The sequence below is a fragment of the Azonexus hydrophilus genome (genome assembly GCF_905120355.1).
Lineage (GTDB): Bacteria > Pseudomonadota > Gammaproteobacteria > Burkholderiales > Rhodocyclaceae > Azonexus.
The window spans coordinates 42,439-63,149 of record NZ_CAJHOB010000014.1 but is presented as its reverse complement, the minus strand read 5'-3'; the positions used below and the strand labels follow the sequence as shown (position 1 = coordinate 63,149).

The 20,711-nt window shown below is 62.0% G+C and carries 19 protein-coding genes and 1 pseudogene; 9 read left to right on the top strand and 11 right to left on the bottom strand.

What is annotated here, in order from left to right; all coding sequences use genetic code 11:
• Window positions 1-155 precede the first annotated feature (155 nt).
• The 3 genes from htpG to JYJ39_RS11605 are packed head-to-tail and all read left to right on the top strand — an operon-like array spanning window position 156 to window position 4,133.
• Window positions 156-2,078 (top strand): molecular chaperone HtpG, encoded by a 1,923-nt coding sequence (gene htpG, locus JYJ39_RS11615; protein ID WP_205204502.1) that lies wholly within the window; start codon window positions 156-158, stop codon window positions 2,076-2,078.
• Between the two features lie 30 nt (window positions 2,079-2,108).
• Window positions 2,109-2,324: a DUF3820 family protein gene (locus JYJ39_RS11610; RefSeq protein WP_205204501.1), complete on the top strand. Its 216-nt coding sequence runs from the start codon at window positions 2,109-2,111 to the stop codon at window positions 2,322-2,324.
• Window positions 2,325-2,345: 21 nt separating this feature from the next.
• On the top strand, window positions 2,346-4,133 hold the full coding sequence (locus JYJ39_RS11605; RefSeq protein ID WP_205204499.1) for a GspE/PulE family protein: 1,788 nt from the start codon (window positions 2,346-2,348) through the stop codon (window positions 4,131-4,133).
• Window positions 4,134-4,178: 45 nt separating this feature from the next.
• Here the strand turns inward: JYJ39_RS11605 and JYJ39_RS11600 are convergent, their stop codons facing one another.
• Window positions 4,179-4,610 carry a DUF1841 family protein gene (locus JYJ39_RS11600; protein ID WP_205204497.1) on the bottom strand — a complete coding sequence of 144 codons (432 nt, stop codon included), beginning with the start codon at window positions 4,608-4,610 and terminating at the stop codon, window positions 4,179-4,181.
• 60 nt (window positions 4,611-4,670) lie between these two features.
• Window positions 4,671-5,303, bottom strand: coding sequence for an endonuclease III (gene nth, locus JYJ39_RS11595; protein ID WP_205204494.1), 633 nt, complete (start codon window positions 5,301-5,303; stop codon window positions 4,671-4,673).
• Window positions 5,304-5,488: 185 nt separating this feature from the next.
• On the opposite strand from nth, the gene JYJ39_RS11590 reads away from it, so the two are divergent.
• Both JYJ39_RS11590 and JYJ39_RS11585 read left to right on the top strand, forming a co-directional pair.
• Complete coding sequence (locus JYJ39_RS11590; RefSeq protein ID WP_205204493.1) at window positions 5,489-6,517, top strand: cytochrome-c peroxidase; 1,029 nt, start codon at window positions 5,489-5,491, stop codon at window positions 6,515-6,517.
• Complete coding sequence (locus tag JYJ39_RS11585) at window positions 6,514-9,108, top strand: EAL domain-containing protein (RefSeq protein WP_205204491.1); 2,595 nt, start codon at window positions 6,514-6,516, stop codon at window positions 9,106-9,108. Before JYJ39_RS11590 ends, JYJ39_RS11585 begins: the two co-directional genes overlap by 4 nt.
• Window positions 9,109-9,110: 2 nt before the next feature.
• Here JYJ39_RS11585 and JYJ39_RS11580 read toward each other — a convergent pair whose 3' ends face one another.
• The 7 genes and pseudogenes from JYJ39_RS11580 to JYJ39_RS11550 all read right to left on the bottom strand — a co-directional run bounded on the left by JYJ39_RS11580 (window position 9,111) and on the right by JYJ39_RS11550 (window position 16,581).
• Window positions 9,111-10,172, bottom strand: a complete 1,062-nt coding sequence (locus tag JYJ39_RS11580; protein ID WP_205204489.1) for an RNA methyltransferase — start codon at window positions 10,170-10,172, stop codon at window positions 9,111-9,113.
• Window positions 10,169-10,855: pseudogene (locus JYJ39_RS14115) on the bottom strand (RnfABCDGE type electron transport complex subunit B); the annotation flags it as partial. The pseudogene JYJ39_RS14115 and the gene JYJ39_RS11580, both read right to left, overlap by 4 nt.
• Before the next feature lie 31 nt (window positions 10,856-10,886).
• Window positions 10,887-11,936 (bottom strand): quinone-dependent dihydroorotate dehydrogenase, encoded by a 1,050-nt coding sequence (locus tag JYJ39_RS11570; RefSeq protein WP_205204503.1) that lies wholly within the window; start codon window positions 11,934-11,936, stop codon window positions 10,887-10,889.
• A gap of 48 nt (window positions 11,937-11,984) precedes the next feature.
• Window positions 11,985-12,695, bottom strand: a complete 711-nt coding sequence (ugpQ, locus tag JYJ39_RS11565; RefSeq protein WP_205204485.1) for a glycerophosphodiester phosphodiesterase — start codon at window positions 12,693-12,695, stop codon at window positions 11,985-11,987.
• Window positions 12,695-13,984, bottom strand: a complete 1,290-nt coding sequence (locus JYJ39_RS11560; RefSeq protein WP_205204482.1) for an extracellular solute-binding protein — start codon at window positions 13,982-13,984, stop codon at window positions 12,695-12,697. Before JYJ39_RS11560 ends, ugpQ begins: the two co-directional genes overlap by 1 nt.
• Window positions 13,985-14,062: 78 nt before the next feature.
• Window positions 14,063-15,409 (bottom strand): adenosylmethionine--8-amino-7-oxononanoate transaminase, encoded by a 1,347-nt coding sequence (bioA, locus tag JYJ39_RS11555; RefSeq protein WP_205204480.1) that lies wholly within the window; start codon window positions 15,407-15,409, stop codon window positions 14,063-14,065.
• A complete protein-coding gene (locus JYJ39_RS11550; protein ID WP_205204478.1) occupies window positions 15,409-16,581 on the bottom strand; it encodes a DUF2863 family protein in 1,173 nt (390 codons plus the stop codon). Before JYJ39_RS11550 ends, bioA begins: the two co-directional genes overlap by 1 nt.
• A 91-nt stretch (window positions 16,582-16,672) precedes the next feature.
• Between JYJ39_RS11550 and yaaA the strand changes: the two genes are divergently transcribed.
• The gene (yaaA, locus tag JYJ39_RS11545) at window positions 16,673-17,446 is read left to right on the top strand and encodes a peroxide stress protein YaaA (RefSeq protein WP_205204476.1); all 774 of its coding nucleotides are present in this window, start codon (window positions 16,673-16,675) and stop codon (window positions 17,444-17,446) included.
• A gap of 105 nt (window positions 17,447-17,551) precedes the next feature.
• Here the strand turns inward: yaaA and JYJ39_RS11540 are convergent, their stop codons facing one another.
• Both JYJ39_RS11540 and JYJ39_RS11535 read right to left on the bottom strand, forming a co-directional pair.
• Window positions 17,552-18,046, bottom strand: coding sequence for a Dps family protein (locus JYJ39_RS11540; protein WP_205204474.1), 495 nt, complete (start codon window positions 18,044-18,046; stop codon window positions 17,552-17,554).
• A gap of 99 nt (window positions 18,047-18,145) precedes the next feature.
• A complete protein-coding gene (locus JYJ39_RS11535; protein WP_205204472.1) occupies window positions 18,146-18,601 on the bottom strand; it encodes a putative toxin-antitoxin system toxin component, PIN family in 456 nt (151 codons plus the stop codon).
• Window positions 18,602-18,690: 89 nt separating this feature from the next.
• Between JYJ39_RS11535 and JYJ39_RS11530 the strand changes: the two genes are divergently transcribed.
• The 3 genes from JYJ39_RS11530 to JYJ39_RS11520 are packed head-to-tail and all read left to right on the top strand — an operon-like array spanning window position 18,691 to window position 20,669.
• Window positions 18,691-19,683 (top strand): tRNA dihydrouridine synthase, encoded by a 993-nt coding sequence (locus JYJ39_RS11530; protein ID WP_205204470.1) that lies wholly within the window; start codon window positions 18,691-18,693, stop codon window positions 19,681-19,683.
• Window positions 19,670-20,338, top strand: coding sequence for a tRNA (guanine(46)-N(7))-methyltransferase TrmB (gene trmB / locus JYJ39_RS11525; RefSeq protein WP_205204468.1), 669 nt, complete (start codon window positions 19,670-19,672; stop codon window positions 20,336-20,338). The genes JYJ39_RS11530 and trmB overlap by 14 nt, the downstream gene beginning before the upstream one ends.
• Window positions 20,304-20,669, top strand: coding sequence for a YkgJ family cysteine cluster protein (locus JYJ39_RS11520; protein WP_205204466.1), 366 nt, complete (start codon window positions 20,304-20,306; stop codon window positions 20,667-20,669). The genes trmB and JYJ39_RS11520 overlap by 35 nt, the downstream gene beginning before the upstream one ends.
• The last annotated feature ends 42 nt before the right edge of the window (window positions 20,670-20,711 follow it).

Below are 20,711 nucleotides of genomic sequence, written 5' to 3'. Positions count from 1 at the left end.
ACAAAAGCCCCTAGTTACCAAAGTAACTAGGGGCTTTTGCATTAGGGAAAGAAAATCCCCCCCCATTTTTTCTAAAGCTGGCTCCCTTGGCTTGAAATCTTGCTAATCGCCCCGATATCGCGTGTGTTGAATTCTTTTTCTACAGGGAGTTTTAGATGTCCGATACTGCGCAAGCCCAGAAAGAAACATTGGGGTTCCAGACTGAAGTCAAACAGTTGCTGCATTTGATGATTCATTCCTTGTACAGCAACAAGGAAATTTTTCTTCGTGAGTTGATTTCCAATGCTTCCGATGCTTGTGACAAGCTGCGATTTGAGGCAATGAGCAATGCGGCGCTTTATGAAGATGCAAGTGACCTGAACATTCGTGTCAGTTTCGATAAGGTCGCACGTACGATCACCATTGCCGATAACGGTATTGGCTTGTCCCGCGACGAAGCCGTGGCGCACTTGGGCACGATTGCCAAATCAGGCACCAAGGAATTTTTCTCATCGCTGACCGGCGATCAGGCCAAGGATTCGCATCTGATCGGGCAGTTCGGCGTCGGTTTTTACTCTTCCTTCATCGTTGCCGACAAGGTCACGGTCATTTCACGGCGGGCAGGTTTGCCTGCCGATCAGGCCGTGCAGTGGGAGTCCGCAGGCGATGGTGAATACACTGTTGAGCAGGTCAATAAGGCTGAGCGGGGTACGCAGATCATTCTTCATCTGCGCGAAGGTGAAGACGAGCTGCTAGGTGGCTGGCGCCTGAGGTCCATTATCCGGAAATACTCCGATCACATCATGCTTCCCATCCTCATGCAAAAAGAGGAATGGGACCAGGAAAAGGGTGAGCAGGTCGTGCGTGATGAGCTGGAAACGGTAAATCAAGCTAGCGCGCTGTGGACACGCAATAAGTCGGACATCGAGGACGAGCAGTACAAAGAGTTCTATAAGCATGTCGCCCATGACTTCGAAGATCCGCTGTGCTGGACCCACGCCAAGGTTGAAGGTCGGCAGGAGTATACGCAGCTGCTGTACATCCCGGCGCGGGCGCCGTTTGATCTGTGGGACCGCAATGCACGCCACGGGCTGAAGCTGTATGTACGGCGCGTGTTCATCATGGATGATGCCGAAAAGTTGATGCCGCTCTACCTGCGCTTTGTGCGCGGTATCGTCGATTCGGCAAATCTGCCGCTGAATGTGTCGCGCGAAATTCTGCAGGAGTCGAAGGATATCGACACCATCCGCTCTGGTTGTACGCGCAAAGTCTTGAGCATGCTGGAAGGGCTTGCCAACAGTGACGATGCGGCCGAGAAGGAGAAGTACGCCCAGTTCTGGAGTACTTTTGGCGCGGTACTGAAAGAAGGCGTGGGTGAGGATTTTTCCAACAAGGAACGGATTGCTGCGCTGCTGCGCTTCGCTTCGACACATGGTGACGGCGAGAAGCAGGTGGTTTCCCTTGCCGACTATATTGCCCGGATGAAGGAAGGGCAGGAGAAGATTTACTACGTTACTGCGGATAGTTTCAAGGCGGCACAGAACAGTCCGCATCTGGAAATCTTCAAGAAAAAGGGCATTGAAGTCCTGCTCCTGTCGGATCGTGTTGATGAGTGGGTGGTGGGCCATTTGACCGAATTTGAAGGTAAGCCCCTGCAGTCGGTCGCCAAGGGGGGGCTTGATCTGGGGCAACTGGAAGACGAGGAAGAAAAGAAACAAGCGGAAAAAGCGGCCGATGAGTACAAGGATTTGCTGGAGAAGGTGAAAGCCGCGTTGGCGGACAAGGTCAAGGATGTGCGCATCACCCATCGATTGACGGACTCTCCCTCATGTCTGGTCGCGGACGAGCATGACCCGTCCGGGAATCTGGCGCGCATGTTGAAGGCGGCCGGGCAGGCAGTACCCAACAGCAAGCCGATTCTTGAGATCAATCCGCAGCATCCGGCTGTGGCGCGTCTGAAAGTAGAGGAAGCACGCTTTGCCGATTGGGCAGAATTGCTGCTGGAGCAGGCGACCCTGGCCGAGGGGGGGCAGCTTGAGGATCCAGCGGGCTTCGTGCGGCGGATCAATGACTTGATGCTGGCTTTGTCGGCGCAATAAGGAAACGGGGCGCAAGCCCCGTTTTTCACAATGCAACCTGAAGATTTACAGCGCCTGGTAGATATGGAAATGCCCTTTGGCAAATACCAAGGGCGGCGGCTGGTTGATCTGCCTGGGCACTACCTGGGCTGGTTCGCCCGCGAGGGCTTCCCGCGTGGCGAGTTGGGTCGGTTACTGGCCTTGATGTACGAAATCGACCATAACGACCTGCGTAGTCTGTTGCTGCCGCTACGCCGCCGATCCTGATGCGGGTGCTATAGTTCTGGCATGCCGAATCAATCCCCCGCGCACCAACCACAAGAGCATCGCCTCAGTTTCAGCGAAATCCTGGGCTTCCTGCAGGAAGACGGCTGGATATCGGCGGCGACTGCCACGACCTGTCAGACTGAATACCGTGTGCAGGGCAGCAAGCAGCACCCCCTGATTGCTCTGGGAGAAGCGCAGCTGCGGCACGGCAATCGCCTGCTGACAGTTGAGGTGTTGACCGAGTGGCTGGCGCGGCGCTGCGGACTCGACTATTTCCACATCGACCCGCTGAAAATCGATTTCAGCGGTGTGGGTGATGTGATGTCCAGTGCCTATGCGGCACGTTTCAGCATCCTGCCGGTACGGGTGACGGCCAGCGAGGTGGTGATTGCGACGGCTGAGCCCTTCCTGCGCGAATGGGAAGCTGAACTGAAACAGATCCTGCGCAAGGATATTCGCCGGGTCATGGCCAATCCGGTCGATATTGCGCGCTATCTGGTCGAGTTCTTCAATCTGGCGAAATCGATCAAGAAGGCGACAGCCAAGGGCGAGTCGAACAGTGGTTTGTCCAGCTTCGAGCAACTGGTCGATCTGGGTAAGGGAAACCGTCAGTACGACGCCAACGACCAGCATATCGTGCATATCGTCGATTGGCTGTGGCAGTACGCTTTCGACCAGCGTGCTTCGGATATTCACATCGAACCACGGCGGGAACTGGGTATCGTGCGTTTCCGTATCGATGGCGTGCTGCATCAGGTGTATCAGATTCCGATGCCGGTGATGGTGGCGATGACCAGCCGTATCAAGCTGCTGGGACGCATGGATGTGATCGAGAAACGTCGGCCGCAGGATGGTCGCATCAAGACGCGCACGCCCGCCGGGCAGGAGGTGGAATTGCGTTTGTCGACGCTGCCCACTGCCTTTGGCGAAAAGCTGGTCATGCGTATTTTCGATCCGGAGGTGCTGGTGCGGGATTTCCGGGCGCTGGGTTTCTCCGAGGACGACCAGAATCGCTGGCAGCAGATGACGACGGCCCCGAACGGCATCATCCTGGTCACCGGGCCGACTGGCTCGGGCAAGACCACCACCCTGTACACCACGCTGAAACAGCTGGCGACGCCCGAAGTTAACGTATGCACCATCGAAGACCCGATCGAAATGGTCGAGGCATCCTTCAACCAGATGCAGGTCAGTCCGGCCATCGAACTGGGTTTTGCCGATGGGGTGCGGGCGTTGATGCGACAGGACCCAGACATCATCATGATCGGCGAGATCCGCGATCTGGAAACCGCCGAAATGGCGATTCAGGCTGCTTTGACCGGCCACCTCGTGCTCTCCACGCTGCATACCAATGATGCGCCGAGTGCCGTCACCCGTCTGCTCGATCTGGGCGTGCCAGCCTATCTGATCAGCTCGACCTTGCTCGGGGTCATGGCGCAGCGACTGGTGCGTACCCTGTGCCCGCACTGCAAGCAGAGTGCGCCAATCAGCGAAAGCGAGCGACAGGTCTGGCGCAGTCTGGTCCATCCCTGGAAAGCCAACGAGCCGACGCAGCTGCACCATGCCGTCGGTTGCCTGGAATGCCGTATGACGGGTTACAGCGGGCGGGTTGGCGTGTACGAGATTCTGCTCAATACGCCGTCGGTGCGTGGCCAGATCCGGCCGGGTGCAGAGATCCCGCGTTTGCGCGAACAGGCGTTCCGCGAGGGGATGCGGCCACTGCGCATCTCTGGAGCGCTCAAGGTGGCACAGGGGCTGACAACGCTCGAGGAATTGATGAAGCAGGTGCCGCCGGCAGAAACCGAATGAGTGCAGCTTAAATCGGCAGATCGTCGTCTGCCTTGTTTGCCCGGCTCAATCTTGCTGGGCGGCGCGTTGCACTGCTTCCAGATAACTCGCCGCATCCATGGTGCTGCCGTTGCGCTGGGCACGCCAGATGGTTTCCCCGAGGCATTCGAGAATGACGTGCTCGGCCGCATGTACATCCAGGCGTTGCCGCAACTGCTCGAAGGCGGCTCTGATGCCCGGCGGTTGATCGATGCTCACCTGTTCGTGGATGGCCAGATGCAGGGAGAGATGCAGGAAGGGGTTCATCTGACCGCCTTCCGGTGCCCATTCCTGCTGCAGGGCCTGGTCCGGATGGGCCAGCAGAGTGTGGTATTCGGGATGGCGCGCGGCCAGTTCGGCCGCGGTGACTTCAGCCCCTACCAGAGGCTGCTGGGCACAGTATTTTTGCCAGGCGCTGCAGAAGAACTGGCGGACCTGATCGCGGCTAGGATTGAACATGGGCAGACGGTACTCGAGATGAAATGAGAGGGAGTTGTGGCGCGCTGTGTTTGACCGTGTTCATACGGTTTTGTCCCGCCATGCACACAGATCATGGACCAGGCATTGTCCGCATTCCGGCCGGCGGGCCTTGCAGACGTAACGTCCGTGCAGGATCAGCCAGTGATGGGCGTTGACCCGGAAAGGCGGTGGTGTGACCCGCAGCAGTTTTTTTTCTACTTCCAGCACGGTTTTCCCTGGCGCCAGACCGGTGCGATTGCTGACGCGGAATATGTGCGTATCGACGGCAATGGTGGGGTGGCCGAAGGCTGTGTTGAGGACGACATTCGCTGTTTTGCGCCCGACGCCGGGCAGTGCTTCAAGGGCTTCCCGACTGTCGGGGACGTTGCCGTCGTGCTGTTCGACCAGGATGCGGCAGGTGTTGATCACGTTTTTGGCCTTGCTGCGGTACAGGCCGATGGTCTTGATGTATTCGCGCACCCCCTCCTCGCCCAGTGAGAGCATGTCGTGCGCGGTGGGAGCTACGGGAAAGAGGCGGGCGGTGGCTTTGTTGACGCCAACGTCGGTGGCCTGGGCGGAAAGGATGACGGCAATCAGGAGCTGGAATGGACTGGCATAGTGCAGTTCAGTTCTGGGGTCCGGGTTTGCGCTTTGCAAGCGGCGGTAGAACGCATCAATGGCGGTTTTTTTCATGCAGCGGCAGGCAGTTCGGAAGCAGAGCGAGCATTCTAGCGGAGTGTGTTCAGGTAGGCTCCGTCAGTGCGTGCATCCGTCAATGAAATTAACATAAATCAAAAATAAAACGCGCGATGTTATGATGCGCACCCCATGTTTGTTCCGTAAATCCTTTTCGGGTTGCCGGGCTTTTCTTGCGCTACATGCCGAAAACAATTGCACTTTACCTCGCTGCGATAGTCCTGGGTTCTTCACTGGTGTGGTGGGTGGCGAACGGGCGCGATGACGGGCAGATGGCCACGGAAGAAGTGCGCTTTGCACTACGGCAATCGGCGGACATCGGTTTTTCCGCTCTGCGTCCGCTGACGCGTCAGGATGGTCTGGATACGGCACAGGTCGCTTTGGGCCGGCAGTTGTTTTCCGACACCCGTTTATCCAAGGATGGCAGCATTGCCTGCGTTTCCTGTCACCGCTTCGAACAGGGCGGGGCGGATGGTTTGCCGCGTTCTTTCGGTGTCGGCGGCGCCGAGGGGGTCATCAATACCCCCAGCGTGTTCAACAGCGACCTGAATTTCGTGCAGTTCTGGGATGGGCGGGCGGGCAGCCTGGAAGAGCAGGTGGCGGGGCCGCTGCATAATCCGCTGGAGATGGCGTCTTCCTGGGCGGAGGTGCTGCCCCGTCTGCAAGCCGATGCCGCCCTGCGCGATGCATTTGCCTCCGTCTATCCGGCCGGCATCACGGCGGAAACGGTGGCCCACGCTGTGGCAAGTTTCGAGCGTTCCCTGCGCACTCCGGGAGCGCCATTTGATCGTTACCTGGCCGGCGATGCGAGTGCTTTGAGCCCGCTGGCACAGGAAGGTTATGAAAAATTCCGCGATTTCGGCTGCATCAGTTGCCACCAGGGTGTTTTGTTGGGGGGCAACATGTTCCAAAAATTCGGCGTCATGGGTGATTATTTTGCGTCGCGCAAGCTGCAGCCGGCTGATCTCGGGCGCTACAACGTGACGGGTCGAGAAGAGGACAAGCACGTTTTCAAGGTGCCCAGCTTGCGCAATGTGGCGTTGACCGCACCTTATTTCCACGATGGCTCCGCGGCAGTGCTGACGGAGGCCATCGGCGTCATGGGACGGTTTCAGCTTGGCCGTGAATTGGCCAGCGAGGATGTGGGCGCGATTGCAGCCTTTCTCGAATCCTTGACTGGGCGGTTGCCGGAAAGTGTGGAGGCACCATGAGCGGCAGGCTGGCAAGATTGCGTACCAGTCGGGTCTGGAAAATATCACTGTTTTGTACGCTGGCAGCCTTGCTGACCTGGTTGTTCGTGCAGACAGGCGACGCCGACCCCAAGGCGCATTTGCGGTACTCGCGGGCCTTGCATGAGGTGCAGCACCATGATGAGCAGCTGAACGCGCGCGTGGTGGCGGCTTACGCCGGCATGGTCGAGAACTATGACAGTATCCAGTATCACTTGCGGCAAATCGCGAATGCCCTGGATGTATTGTCTTCCCTGCCAGACTGGATCGATGTGGAAGGGCAGCAGCGATTACAGGGAAGGATTGCTGCCTTGCGCGAAGCCCACCAGCGCAAGCAGCGGGATGTCGATCTGTTCCAGCGTGACCACTCGGTACTGCGCAACTCCACGCTGTACTTTCCGCAAGCTGCCGAGGAGGCACTGGCGGAAACAACCTGGCCCGACCGCCAGAGGTTTGCGGATTTTTCCCGGCAGTTGCTGGCAGGGCGCCTGAACCGGCGGCTTGATCAGGCGGGGCTGGTACGCCTGGAAAATGAGTTACGTTACCTGCAGGACGTTACTTCTGCGCCGCGTATCTTACCGACGGCGCTGGCGCATGCGGAGGTGTTGATCCGGCGGGGAGCAAAGCTTGCCTGGCGGGTGGATGACATCATCAGGGCACCCACCGTGCAGCAGCTTGATGAAGTGGGCCGCGATTATCAGGCCAGTTATCGTCAGGCATTGGCGCAATCCGCGTATTACCGCCGTTTGCTGTACATGATTTCATTGCTGCTCGGCGGTTATGCGCTTTATGCCTTACTGCGTATGGAGCGTGATCGGCGGGCGCTGGTGCTGGCGCTGGCGCATGAAGACCTGGCACAGCGTTATGAAGCGCAGCACCGGGCAGAAGCCCAGCTGCGCATGTATGGGCAGGTGTTTACCCATGCCGGCGAAGGCATGGTCATCACCGATCCCAAGGGCGCCATCATTGCTGTGAATCCGGCTTTCTGCACCATTACCGGCTATGCCGTCGAGGAAGTTCTGGGGCGGACCCCGGCCTTGCTCAACTCAGGTCGGCATGCGCCCAGTTTTTACCGCGACATGTGGCACATGTTGAAGGAAAGCGGCCACTGGCAGGGCGAAATCTGGAATCGGCGCAAGGATGGTGGGGTGTATCCGGAATGGTTGTCGATCGCGGCGACCTACGATGATGACGGCGCACTGGTGCACTACATTGGGGTGTTCATCGACATTACAGAGCGCAAACAGAGCGAAGAAACCATACGCCACCTCGCCTATCACGACGCGCTCACTGGTTTGCCCAATCGTATCCTGCTTGAGGACCGCATCAGCCAGGGGGTCCAGCAGGCTCGTCAGAACGGGCAGTTGCTGGCGGTGATCCTGATCGATCTCGACCGTTTCAAGAATATCAACGACAGTCTTGGCCATGCGGTAGGGGATGAATTGCTGGTGCAGGCGGCACAGCGGGCGCTGAACGTGTTGCGTCCGACCGATACCCTGAGCCGTCAAGGCGGCGATGAATTCGTTGCCGTGCTGCCGGAGTTGCGTGATGCGCAGGAGGCCAATGTGATCTGCGGCAAGTTGCTGGCGACTTTATGCCAGCCTTATCGTCTCGCCGGCCATGAGCTGACGGTCAGTGGCAGCGCCGGTGTTGCTCTGTTTCCGGATGACGGCGACAGTGTGCACGAATTGCTGCGTAAGGCGGATGCGGCGATGTACCGGGCGAAAGACGAAGGGCGCAATACCTTCCGCCATTTTTCATCGGAAATCAGCACCGCCACCCTGGGGGAACTGGTGCTGGAGAACGAACTGTTCGGGGCGCTGGAGCGGAATGAACTGGTGCTGCATTATCAGCCGAAAGTTTCCGCCCAGGATGGCCGCCTGCTCGGTGGCGAAGCCCTGATGCGCTGGTATCACCGCGAACAAGGCATGATCTCGCCGCTGGTGTTCATCCCGCTCGCCGAGGAGAACGGGCTGATCAGCAGCTTCGGTGAGTGGGCGCTGCGTACGGTGTGTGCACAGCAACGGGCCTGGCTGGATGCCGGCTACGAGGTCCTGCCGGTGGCCGTGAATATCTCGGCCCAGCAGTTTGCACAGAATGAGCTGCCTGACCTGCTGGCGGCGATTCTGGCGGAGTATGCTCTGCCGCCGCAGCTGATTGAACTGGAGCTGACGGAATCGCTCCTGATGCGTAATGCTGCCCGTGCGGCGAGTGTGCTCGAACGCCTGCGGGCGATGCAGATCCGTGTTGCGATTGACGATTTCGGCACCGGCTATTCTTCCCTCAGCTATCTGCACCAATTCCCTGTGCATACCCTGAAAATCGACCGCAGCTTCGTGCGCCTGACCGATGCCCGGAATTCCGATGGTAGCCCCAGCGAAGCGGCCCGGCTCGCGGCGGCGATCATTGCCATGGCCCACCAGCTTGATCTGGAAGTGGTTGCCGAAGGCGTCGAGAGCGATGCGCAGGCCGCCTACTTGCGGGCGCATGGCTGTGACGTGCTGCAGGGGTATCTCTATGGCCGTCCGCAGGCCGCTGGCGACTTTGGGCAGTTGTTGCGCCCGCGGCACTGAGTTCAGCCGTGGGCTGTAGCGCGCGCGCCCGCTTTCGTGACTTGCGTGGAACCGTCCAGCAACCGGGCGCGCAGCTGACCGCAGCCGCCTTCCACATCCTGCCCCGCCGATTGGCGTACCGCGACACGAATGCCCCGCTGGCGTAGATGCTGCACCAGCTGGACGATGGTCTCCGGGCTGGGGCGCTGGTAGTCGAGTGCCGCAGTCGGGTTGTAGGGAATCAGGTTGAGGATGGCGTATTTGCCCTGCAGCAGATCGGCCGCCGCAGCCATTTCCGCCAGGCTGTCGTTGATACCCGCCAGCAGGGTCCATTGCAGCTGGATGGGATAGCCGGTGGTGCGGGCATACGCCTCACCCGCTTCGACCAGTTCGCGCGGGCTCAGGCGCGGTGCGCGCGGCAACAGGCGGGCCCGCAACTCAGCGTCGGTAGTGTGCAGGGACAGCGCCAGCGCCGGTTTCACCTTTTCCTGCGGCAGGCGGGAGAAAATACGTGGATCGCCGACGCTGGAAAATACCAGGTCCTTGTGGCCGAACCCGCCCGCGGTGCCGAGTAGCTGGATCGCTTCCAGAACGTTGTCGAGATTATGTGCCGGTTCGCCCATGCCCATGAAGACGACGCGGCGCAGTGTCTGCCGCTGCCGGGCCAGCACCACTTGGGCCAGCATTTCCGGGGCGCTGACCTGACGCAACAGGCCGCTACGGCCGGTCATGCAGAAAGTGCATCCGACGGCGCAGCCAATCTGGGTCGAGATGCAGACGCCGGCACGCGGCAACAGTACGCTTTCCACTGTCTGCCCATCCGCAAGGCGTACCAGCAGCCGCCTGCCGTCGCTGCCCGGATGTTCGGAAACGACTGTGGCCAGGGCATCCAGCGCAGCCTGCAGCTGCGGTAGCGCGGTGCGTAGTGCCAGGGGCAGGAAATTTTCGGCCGCTTGTTTGCGCGGTCCGTGATCGAGTGGGTGGCCGCGTAGCCAGGCACGGAGCACGCGGTCCTGGTGGGCCGGACCAGCGTTGAGCGACTTTAGCTCCGTTGCAAGCGCGGTGAGGCTGGCGGGCGGTTTCATGACGAACGTGACTGACGGCGGCGGGCATCGATGGCCGCAATCTCCGCTGCCTGTTCCGGGCTCTGTGGCGCGGTATTGCGCGGCTGTGCTGCGGCCCGCTGGGCTTGCGCCCGCGCCAGTGCGGCGGCAATGGCCGCCTGCTTGGCGAGTTTGGCCGCTGTTTCATCCGCTGCCGAGGCGCTTGTCTGGCTGACGGTCGCCAGGCGCGCTGCTTTTTCAGCCTTGTTGCGAGCCAGGCGGTTTTGCCGCGCTTGGTAGCGGGCCGAATAATGCTGCGCCCGCGCGGGGCTGTACTGGCTGGAGGCGGGGCCGCCCAGGGCGATCAGGTCGATGCATTCGACCGGGCAAGGCGGCAGGCAGAGGGCGCAGCCATTGCATTCGGCGGCGATGATGGTGTGCATCTGCTTGGCCGCACCGACGATGGCATCCACCGGGCAGGCCTGGATGCAGAGCGTGCAGCCGATGCAGCGGGATTCGTCGATGCAGGCGCGCTGGGCCGGCGGTTCGCTACCTGCCAGGGGCAGGCGCGGGCGCTGCAACAACGAGGCCAGTCGCTCGATGCCGGACTCGCCGCCGGGGAGGCAGCGGTTGTGCGCGGCACCAGCGGCAACGGCCTCAGCGTAGGGGCGGCAGCCTGGATGGCCGCACAGGCCGCATTGGGTCTGGGGCAGAAGGGCGTCAATGGCTGCCGGCAGATCGCTGGACATGGCCGTCTCAGCGGCTGGCGCGGGCACGCAGGGCTGCGGCGGCGGCAGTACCCATTTCGCCAATCAGTTCCGGGCCACGGTAGATGAAACCGCTGTACACCTGGACCAGGCTGGCACCGGCCTCGATCTTGGCAGCGGCGTCGGCGCCTTTGAGAATGCCGCCGACACCGATGATGGGGATTTCGCCAGCCAGGGCGTGCGCCAGTTTGCCGAGCACGGCGGTCGATTTGGCAAACACCGGCGCCCCGGACAGCCCGCCGGTTTCCTGGCCGTTGGGCAGGTGCTCGACGCCGTCGCGGGCGAGCGTGGTATTGGTGGCGATGACGCCGTCGAAGCGGTGCCGGCGCAGTGCGTCGGCAATGGCCTTGATCTGCAGGTCATCGAGATCGGGCGCAATTTTCAGTGCCAGCGGCACGTATTTGCCGTGCCGGTCAGCGAGTGTGATTTGCTGCGCCTTGAGGCGCGACAGAAGTTCATCCAGCGCCTCGTCCTTCTGCAATTCGCGCAGATTTTTGGTATTGGGGGAAGAAATGTTGACCGCGACGTAACTGGCGTACGGGTAAACCTTTTCCAGACAGATCAGGTAATCCTCGGTAGCGTGCTCCATCGGTGTGGTGGCGTTCTTGCCGATGTTGATGCCGAGGATGCCGCCTTCCTTGGGGAATTTGGCGGCCCGGACGTTGGCGATCAGGGCGTCGACACCGGCGTTGTTGAAGCCCATCCGGTTGATGATGGCCTGCGCCTCGGGGATGCGGAACAAACGCGGTTTCGGGTTGCCTGCCTGCGGTCGCGGTGTGACCGTCCCGATTTCGAGGAAGCCGAAGCCCAGTCCGGCCAGGGCGTCGATGTGTTCGCCGTTCTTGTCCAGCCCGGCGGCGAGTCCGACCGGATTGGGGAACTGTATGCCCATCACTTCCACCGGGCAGGCGGGGGCCGGTTTTGCCAGGACGCCGAGCAGACCGGCAGATTTCATGAAGGACATGCCACACAGGCCGATACCGTGTGCACGTTCGGCATCCTGGGCAAAAAAGAATTGGCGAATGAGAGGATAGAGCATGATGGTGTAGGTCTGTGGCGGCATGCCGATCGACATGCACGGCAGGGTTCAAAGATGCGACAGGCGATCGGGGCGGTCGGTGAAAATGGCGCTGACGCCGCGGCGTAGCAGCTCCTGCGCGGCTTGCGGCTGATTGACCGTGTAGCAGAGTAGCGGCACGGCATGGGCGCTGGCTGTGGCGAGCAGGGCATCGCTGACGGCCTTGGCCGCGCAGTGCAGACTGCTGGCCTCCAGAGCCCGTAGTTCGTGTAGCCAGTCGGCCGGCGGCGTGTCGTAGAGCAGGCCGCGGCGGTAGTGTGGCAGGCGTTGTTGCAGGACCTTCAGGGCCGGAATGGAAAACGAGGAGAGCAGGATGTTGTCGGTGCCTGGCCAGAGTGTGGGCAGGTGTGCAGCAACCGTTTCGGCCGTGCGTACATCCTGCCCGCGGGCGGGCTTGATTTCCAGGTTGACCCACAGGCCATGTTCGGCACAGAGGGCGAGGGCTTCGTCCAGACGGGGAATGCGTTCGCCGGCCCCGGCGTCGAGTGCAAACAGTTCGGCGTCGGGGGTCCGGGCGACACGGCCATGGCCGTTGGTGGTACGTTCCAGGGTTTCGTCGTGGATCAGGCAGGGGGTGCCATCGCCACTGAGCATGACGTCGAATTCGACGCCGGGGTAGCCACGGGAGATGCTGGCGCGCAAGCCCGCCAGCGTGTTTTCCGGGGCCAGGCTACCACCGCAGCGGTGCGTGATGATGCGTGGTAACCGTGGTAACGACATTAGAAAGGCTGGCTTTTCTTCATCAGCGGATGCGTGGCGAGCACGGCGTTACCGCGGCTGACGGCGGTATCCAGGGCAGCCTTGGCCGGCTTCTTGTCGTTCCATACGGCATCCAGTTCTTCATCGGCAATCAGGCGTGCACGGTCGATGTTGGCGAGGCGTATGCCGGTATCCTCGGCTTTGCCCTGCAGGGACGCGTAGGCAGCTTCAAGCATCTGCCGGCCATCCTGCAACAACTCACTGCTCGCCGCCTTGCGGGCGGCTTCGGTCAGGGGCAGTCCACCGTAATGGCGGACCAGTTCGACCTGGATCTTGGGCGAGAGGAGGAAGGAGACGAATTTGGCCGCAACCTTGTATTCGGCCGCCGGTTTGCCGGCACCGACCCACAGCGACGGGCCATTGGCCAGGCTGGGACGGCGGCCACCGAAGACATCGTCGTGATAGGGCAGGGGGGCGACACCCAGTTCGACGCCACGGGCATCCTGGAAGCTGGCGTATTCACGCGAATCGGTGGTGAGCATGGCGCACTGACCGTTGCGGAACTGCTGGCTGGCTTCGTCGGTGTGGCCGTAGAGGCGGAAATAGCGGGCCTTGGTCCAGGTGGCCATCATGGCGACGTGTTTGACCTGGGGCAGGGCGTTGAATTTGAGGTTGCCCTTGCTATCGATGGCCGGTGTGCCGGAGACGGCACTGACGTTATCCAGGTGGACCCAGGACGGCCAGGAAGAAGAATAAGGGCAGTCGTAGCCGGCGGCCTGCAGTTTGTCCAGGACGCCCTGCATTTCGAACCAGGTTTTCGGGGGGGTTTCCGGGTCCAGGCCAGCCTTGCGCATGGCGTTCTTGTTGTAGAACAGAACCGGCGTTGAATAGAGGATGGGCAGCGCCACCAGCTTGCCACGGCTGTCGGTGACGCCGGGGCGCAGGACTTCCGGCAACGACAGGGACAGCTTCTCGCCCGCTTTCTGCATCATGCTGTGCAGGGGGACGAAATCCTTCGGCTGGCTCAGTGTGTCGCTCATTTGATAGCGGCTGATCAGGTTGAGCGTCGCCGGCTTGTCTCCCTTTTCCAAGCGTACCAGCTTGATGGTCTGGCCTGTCTCGGCGTGGAAGCGGCTAATCAGTTCGGCCAGGCGGGCCGCATTGTCCTCACTCAGGTTGTGCGCCAGGGTCGGTTCGCTGGGCACCGCCTTGCTGGCTGCTTTGGCTGGCGCCTTGGCTGCCTGGGCGGGCAGGGCAAAGGCCAGGGCGAGGGAAATGGACGCGGCAAGTAAAGCGGGACGCAGTAACATGGTGACAACCTGACAGCAAAAAAAGAGGGGCGAATTATACCGCGCCAGCCAGCCTGCTTGCGCTAAGTCGAACGCAGGTCAGCGACCCGCAAGCGCCTCTGTCAACGCACCGTACGCGGCCTGTGCAAGGTGGTCGATTTCTGCGGTACTGACGATGTACGGCGGCATCAGGTAGACGGTATTGCCGATCGGGCGCAGCAGCGCTTCACGCGCCAGTGCGGCACGGTAGAAGCGGCGCGAGAAATGCGGGTCGTCCGTGCAGACGTCGAAGGCGGCGATCATGCCGCGCTGGCGTAGATGACTGACCTGCGGGTGCGCCGCGAGCGGGGCGAGGGCGGTGGCGATGGCCTGGGCCTTGCCCTGGTTGGCGGCCAGGATCTGATCCTGTTCGAAAATGTCGAGCGTTGCCAGCGCTGCGCGACAGGCCAGCGGATTGCCGGTGTAGCTGTGCGAATGCAGGAAGGCACGGGCGACGGAGTCGTCGAGGAAAGCGGCGTAGATGGCATCGCTGCACAAAACAACCGAGAGCGGCAGATAGCCGCCGCTGATGCCCTTGGACAGGCAGAGCAGGTCGGGGCGGATGCCGGCCTGTTCGTGGGCGAAGAACGTGCCGGTGCGGCCGAAGCCGACGGCGATTTCGTCGCAGATGAGATGGACCGCGTGCGCATCGCACAGGGTACGTGCCTGACGCAGGTATTCCGGGTCATACATGACCATGCCGGCAGCGCCTTGTACCAGCGGTTCGAGAATGAGGGCAGCGGTGCGTTCGCCGTGGCGGGCCAAGTGCTCGGCCAGGGCGGTTGCGGCGCGGCGGGCGACAGCGGCGGGTGCTTCGTCTGGTGTCGCCAGGCGCACATCCGGCGAGGGCAGCACATGCGCCGCGTGCCGCACCAGCGGCGCGTAGGCTTCCTTGAACAGGGCGACGTCGGTGACGGCTAGCGCACCGACGGTTTCGCCGTGGTAACTGCCGGCCAGGCAGAGAAATTCCGATTTCTGCGGACGGCCGGCATTGCGCCAGTAATGAAAGCTCATCTTGAGCGCAATTTCCGTGGCGGACGCGCCATCGGAGGCGTAGAAGGCGTGGCCCAGGCTATGGTCGGTCAACGCCGCCAGCCGTTCCGACAGCTCGACCACCGGCGGATGGGTAAACCCGGCCAGCATGGCGTGTTCGAGGGTGTCGAGCTGCTGGTGCAGGGCGGCATTGATGCGTGGGTTGGCGTGGCCGAACAGGTTGGTCCACCACGAGCTGATGCCGTCGAGAAAACGCCGACCGTCGAAATCGTACAGCCAGGCCCCTTCGCCGCGGGCGATCGGAATCAGGGGGAGATAGCCCGGCGCCGCGCGATCGCTGTGGTGGCGCATCTGCGTGCACGGATGCCAGACCGCAGCCTGACTCCGCCTGAGCCAGTCATCGTTGTTGCTCATCAGTGCAGATGTGGCGAGGGGCTGGCGGCCTCTTCCGGCATTTCGGCGTGCACCAGCTCGCCTTCGCTGTCCGGAAACAGCGGCGCGCCGCAGTCGTCGCAGAATTCCATGGGGAAGTGGTGATCGAGGAAACGGATGTCGCGCACGCCAGCTTCGCGCAGCACGCTTTCGATTTCACCGGCGACGTCGGTCGCTTCATCCTCGTTGCCGAGCAGTGGCCAGACGATACCGTGATAGACGGCGTGCGAGTCGAGCGGGCCGAGGCTGACGCGATACTCTTCCATCCGCGTGTCGTAGCAGGGACCGATCACGGCGCGGGTCTGGTCCGGTTGCAGGCCAATACTGGTGTGCAGGAAGGTGAGCGAAGCTGCCACCGAGAACGGCCGCGAGTTACGGTCGGCGTTGCGGCAGGCGGCGTGGTAGGCGTCGGGCAGGAGCACTTGCCAGGCACAGCCGGGCAGCAAAGGCTCCAGATTCGGGCTGCCCTGTTTCTGCCAGGCGGCGAGGGCGCTTTCCTTGCTGCCGTCCTTCTCGTTCCAGCGGAAAATCGGTGCACCTTGTGGCACGGCAACGGCGCCGATGAGATAGCGCACGTCCGACAGGAAACGGTTGGTTTCGGGAAACTGGCTGCTGTCCACCTTGCAGTTCTGGCCTTGTTGCGCCGCTTCGGCAAGTTGTCGTGTCAGCTGCCAGGTGTCGCAGAAACTGCGCGGCAGCTGGTCCGGGCTGAACAGGAAGTCGGCCAGCGCCAGACGGGCGTTGCTGGCGAAAGCGTGCGCACCGAGCTGCACGTTGAGGGCCTGCAAGGTGTCGCCGGGCAAGCTCAGGGTCGGGATGGAAAAGCGGGACCAGGCCAGGATCGGGGCGGCAAACAACAGGACGTCCCAAGTGTTTCCAGTCTGTTCCAGACGGCTGGTTTCAGCGCAGGCTTCGATCATGTCGGCCAGTTCGTCGTGCGCCGGCGGGTTGGCTTCATGCAGGCGGTCGAGGGCGCTGTTGAGGTCGTCTTCCGCACCGTTTCTGAGCAGGGCATCCACCAGGGCGAACAACTCGCTTTCCCAGTAGGCGTCTTCCAGCTTGCCGCCCGACTCAGCCAGGCCGGTAGCCAGGCGCTGCAACTCGGAGGCATCGCGCGACAGGCGCGTACGCGCACCGAAACGGGTTCTTTTCATGAACATCCCAGAAAAATGCAAAGGGTCGATTCTAGCAGCCGGTACAATCGAGCGCTCCTTAATTTGCCCGTTGACAGGATCCGTGCAGCGTATGTTGATTCTTCTTTCTCCCGCAAAATCATTGGATTATGAGACGCCGGCACCGTTTGCCGAGTTCTCCCTGCCGCAGTTTCTCGACCGCTCCGCGGCGCTCATCGAGGTGCTGCGTGACCTGTCGCCGGCGGATATCGCACGCCTGATGGCTGTGTCCGATGCCCTGGCGACACTCAACTTCGACCGCTATGCGGCCTGGGCGCCGCCGTTTACGCCGGCCAATGCGAAGCAGGCGATCTTCGCTTTCAATGGCGATGTTTATGACGGCTTGGCGGCCAGTAGCCTGACGGCGGCGGATCTGCAGTTTGCCCAGACGCAGTTGCGCATCCTTTCCGGTCTTTACGGCATCCTTAAACCGCTCGACCTGATGCAGCCTTACCGGCTGGAAATGGGGACCCGCCTGGCGACGGCGGCCGGCAAGGATCTCTATGCCTTCTGGGGCGATACCCTGCTGGCGGCGCTCAATGCCGAGTTGGCCGAGGCAGCACAGCCGGTGGTGGTGAATCTGGCCTCGGAAGAGTATTTCAAGGCAGTGCGCGCGCGCAAACTGGCGGCGCGCGTCATTCAGCCGGTGTTCGAGGACTGGAAGGGCGGTCGTTACAAGATCATCAGTTTCTACGCCAAGAAAGCACGCGGCCTGATGGCCCGCTATGCGGTCGTGAATCGCCTGAGCGATCCGGAGGCTTTACAGGCGTTCGATGGGGAAGGCTATGCCTTCACTCCGGAAGTGTCGGATGCGCAGACCTGGGTGTTTCGCCGGCGTTTGGAGTAGCTTTTTCCTGCGTCGCCTTTGCAGGTCGCTGGTGAGAGGCTGATATGGAAAGGGGCGCCGCCAGTGAGGGCGGCGCCCCTTTCCCGGAGCTGCTGTGTGGCGGAATCAGTCTTCCAGCAAGCTGCGCAGCATCCAGGCGGTTTTTTCATGCACGTCGAGACGCTGGGTGAGCAGGTCGGCCGTCGGCTGGTCATCGACTTCGCTGACCAGCGGCAGCAACTTGCGGGCGGTACGGGCGGTCGCTTCCTGGGCGGCCACCAGATGGCGGATCATGTCGGTGGCCTTGGGCACGCCTTCCACTTCCTTGATCGAGGCGAGCTTGACGAATTCCTTGTAAGTGCCGGGCGCCGGGAAGCCGAGGGCGCGAATGCGTTCGGCGATCTGGTCGAGCGCATTCCACTGCTCGGTGTACTGGCCCATGAACATGGCGTGCAGGCTATTGAACTGCGGGCCGGTGACGTTCCAGTGGAAATTGTGGGTCATCAGATAAAGGGTGTAGCTGTCGGCGAGAAGGCCGGACAGTCCTTTGACGATCTTGGCGCGGTCGGCTTCGGAAATGCCGATGTCGATGCTGGGCATCTTGGTTTTTTTGGTACTCATGGTGGTCTCCTAGATTGAAATGACGAAGTGCTCAAGCCGGCTGGGCCGGCATGGGCTCACTATAGTGCAAAACCAGGCGGGACGGCCAATTGGCCTTGTTTATGCAGGCGATTGCGCGGCTGCATCCATGGCGCTGCCGGGAACAAGCAGGGCGCAGGCGGCGGCCGGGGTCAGGATGCGGAACGGTAAACGGGTGCGGCCGCGCAGTTTGAGCAGGGCCTTGTCCTTGCTGACCAGAACATCGGCCTGAGCGCGGGCGGCGAGTTCGAGGAATTTCTGGTCGTCACGGTCGCGGCAGCGGGGCAGCGTCGGTGCTTCGCCCGCCGGGCAGTGGGTGACGTGGCGGGTGTACTGAGCCCAGCGTGCGGCCTGCATGGCCGGCGTCAGTTTCAGCTGGGGGTAGGTCAGCACCCGTTGCAGTTCGTCGAGAGTACGGGCATCGGCCAGGCAACTGATGTGGCCGCTTTCCAGGGCGTGCATCAGGGGAATGGCATCGGTATTGGCCCAGTGAAACAGGTCGAGGACCACATTGGTATCGAGGACGAAGCGCAACATGGGGGCGGATTATAATGCGCGCCTTTTCCTGAGCACCTTGCCAAGCGGGTAAGGAACGATGGCGCCATGCCGGTTTGATTGAACAACGTATGCCCGACTCATTTCAAATTCTTCTCGCGCCCATGGAAGGGCTGGCCGATCCGCTGATGCGCGAGGTGTTGACGGGCATCGGCGGCTACGACTGGGGGATTTGCGAATTCGTGCGGGTGACGCAGAGCGTCCTGCCGCGCCGCACTTTTTTCCGCACCTGTCCGGAGTTGCTACAGGCCGGGCGTACGCTGGCGGGCACGCCGATGCGGGTGCAGTTGCTCGGTTCCGATCCACATTTCATGGCGGCCAATGCGCAGCGCCTGGTGAGTCTTCACCCCGCAGGTGTCGATCTGAATTTTGGCTGTCCGGCGCCGACGGTGTTCCGCCATCGTGGCGGTTCCGCCTTGCTGGCCGAGCCGCAGTTGCTGCACGAGATTGCCAGTGCGGTGCGGGCGGAAATTCCTTTGGGTGTGCCCTTCACCGCCAAGATGCGGCTGGGGATCAGCGATACGCTTCTGGCGGTGGAGTGCGCCCAAGCGCTGGAAGCGGGTGGGATCGACGCCCTGATCGTGCATGGGCGGACCAAGGAAGACGGCTACCGGCCGCCGGCACGCTGGGCGGAAATCGCCCGGGTGGCTGCGGCGGTGAAGGTGCCGGTGATTGCCAACGGTGAAATCTGGACGGTGGACGATTGGCGGCGGATTCGCGAGGAAAGCGGTTGCCGCGATGTGATGCTGGGGCGAGGGGCGCTGGCCGATCCATTTCTGCCGCGCCGGATCCGGGGCGAGGAGATTCCCGCGGCGGCCGCCTGGGTAGCGCTGCAGCCCTGGCTGGCGCGCTACTGGCACGGGGTGCGGCAGCGGGTGGTGCCGGCGCATGCCGGCGGCCGCCTGAAGCAATGGCTGATGCTGTTGCGCCGGCATGCGCCCCAGGCCGAAACGCTGTATCAGCAGCTGCGCCCGATCAAGGCGGCAGAGGATATCGATGCGCATCTCATCGCCAGCGGCGTCTTGCCGCCCGATTTCATTGCCGAGGTGCTTGATGCAGGCTGATTCGCGTCCGATCAGCAGTGCCCAGAGCACGGTGCACGCCGATCTGGAAAAACTGCTGCGCCGGCATCTGGCGCAGCCGCTGCGCAAACCTTTTGCCGCCTATAACGAGCGCGCTCTGGCCTCGGCGCTGGCCGCGCATGCCGCATGGAACGGCGCCGCGCCGCTGATTCTCGACGCCGGCTGCGGCGTTGGCTGGAGCACCCTGCATCTGGCGCGGATGTTTCCGCAACATTTCGTGATCGGTGTCGATCAGTCGGCGGATCGTCTGGCGCGGGGCAAGCCGGCCGAACTGCCGGCCAACGCCGTGCTGGTGCGTGCCGATCTGGTCGACTTCTGGCGCCTGCTCGCCCGTGCTGGCGTGCGCCTGGACCGCCACTACAACCTCTACCCCAATCCCTGGCCGAAGATCGGCCATCTTGCCCGGCGCTGGCACGGGCATGCCGTATTTCCGGTCTGGCGCGAGCTCGGGGGACTGGTCGAATGCCGCAGCAACTGGCGCATCTATATTGAAGAAATGGCGCTGGCTCTGGGCTGGCTGGCCGGGGTGCCCGTCGTGGCGGAACCCTACCAGCCGGAGCAGACGATGACGCCGTTCGAGCAGAAATATCTGGCCTCCGGGCATGCATTGTGGCGTTGTCGGGTGTCCCTTGGCTGAGACGGGCACGCCGGGTGTAAATGACAGGCTTTGCCAGTCCTGCGGTGCCTGCTGCGCCCGGTTTCGCGTTGATTTTCATCCGGCTGAACTGGCCGGCGGCGCATTCGCCTGGGGGGCGGGAGTACCGGTGGCCATGACCGTACGCTTGACGCCGAACCTGGTGCGGATGTGCGGCACTGATGCGCAGCCGCCGCGCTGCGTTGCCCTGGCCGGCGAGATCGGGCGCGCCGTACAGTGCACGATTTATGCTGAACGCCCGTCCCCGTGCCGGGAATTCGATACCGAACATGAAGCTTGCCAGCGGGCGCGCCGTTATTTTGGCTTGCCGTAGCACTATCGGGCTATTACCAACGTACTATTTGATGCCTTAGGA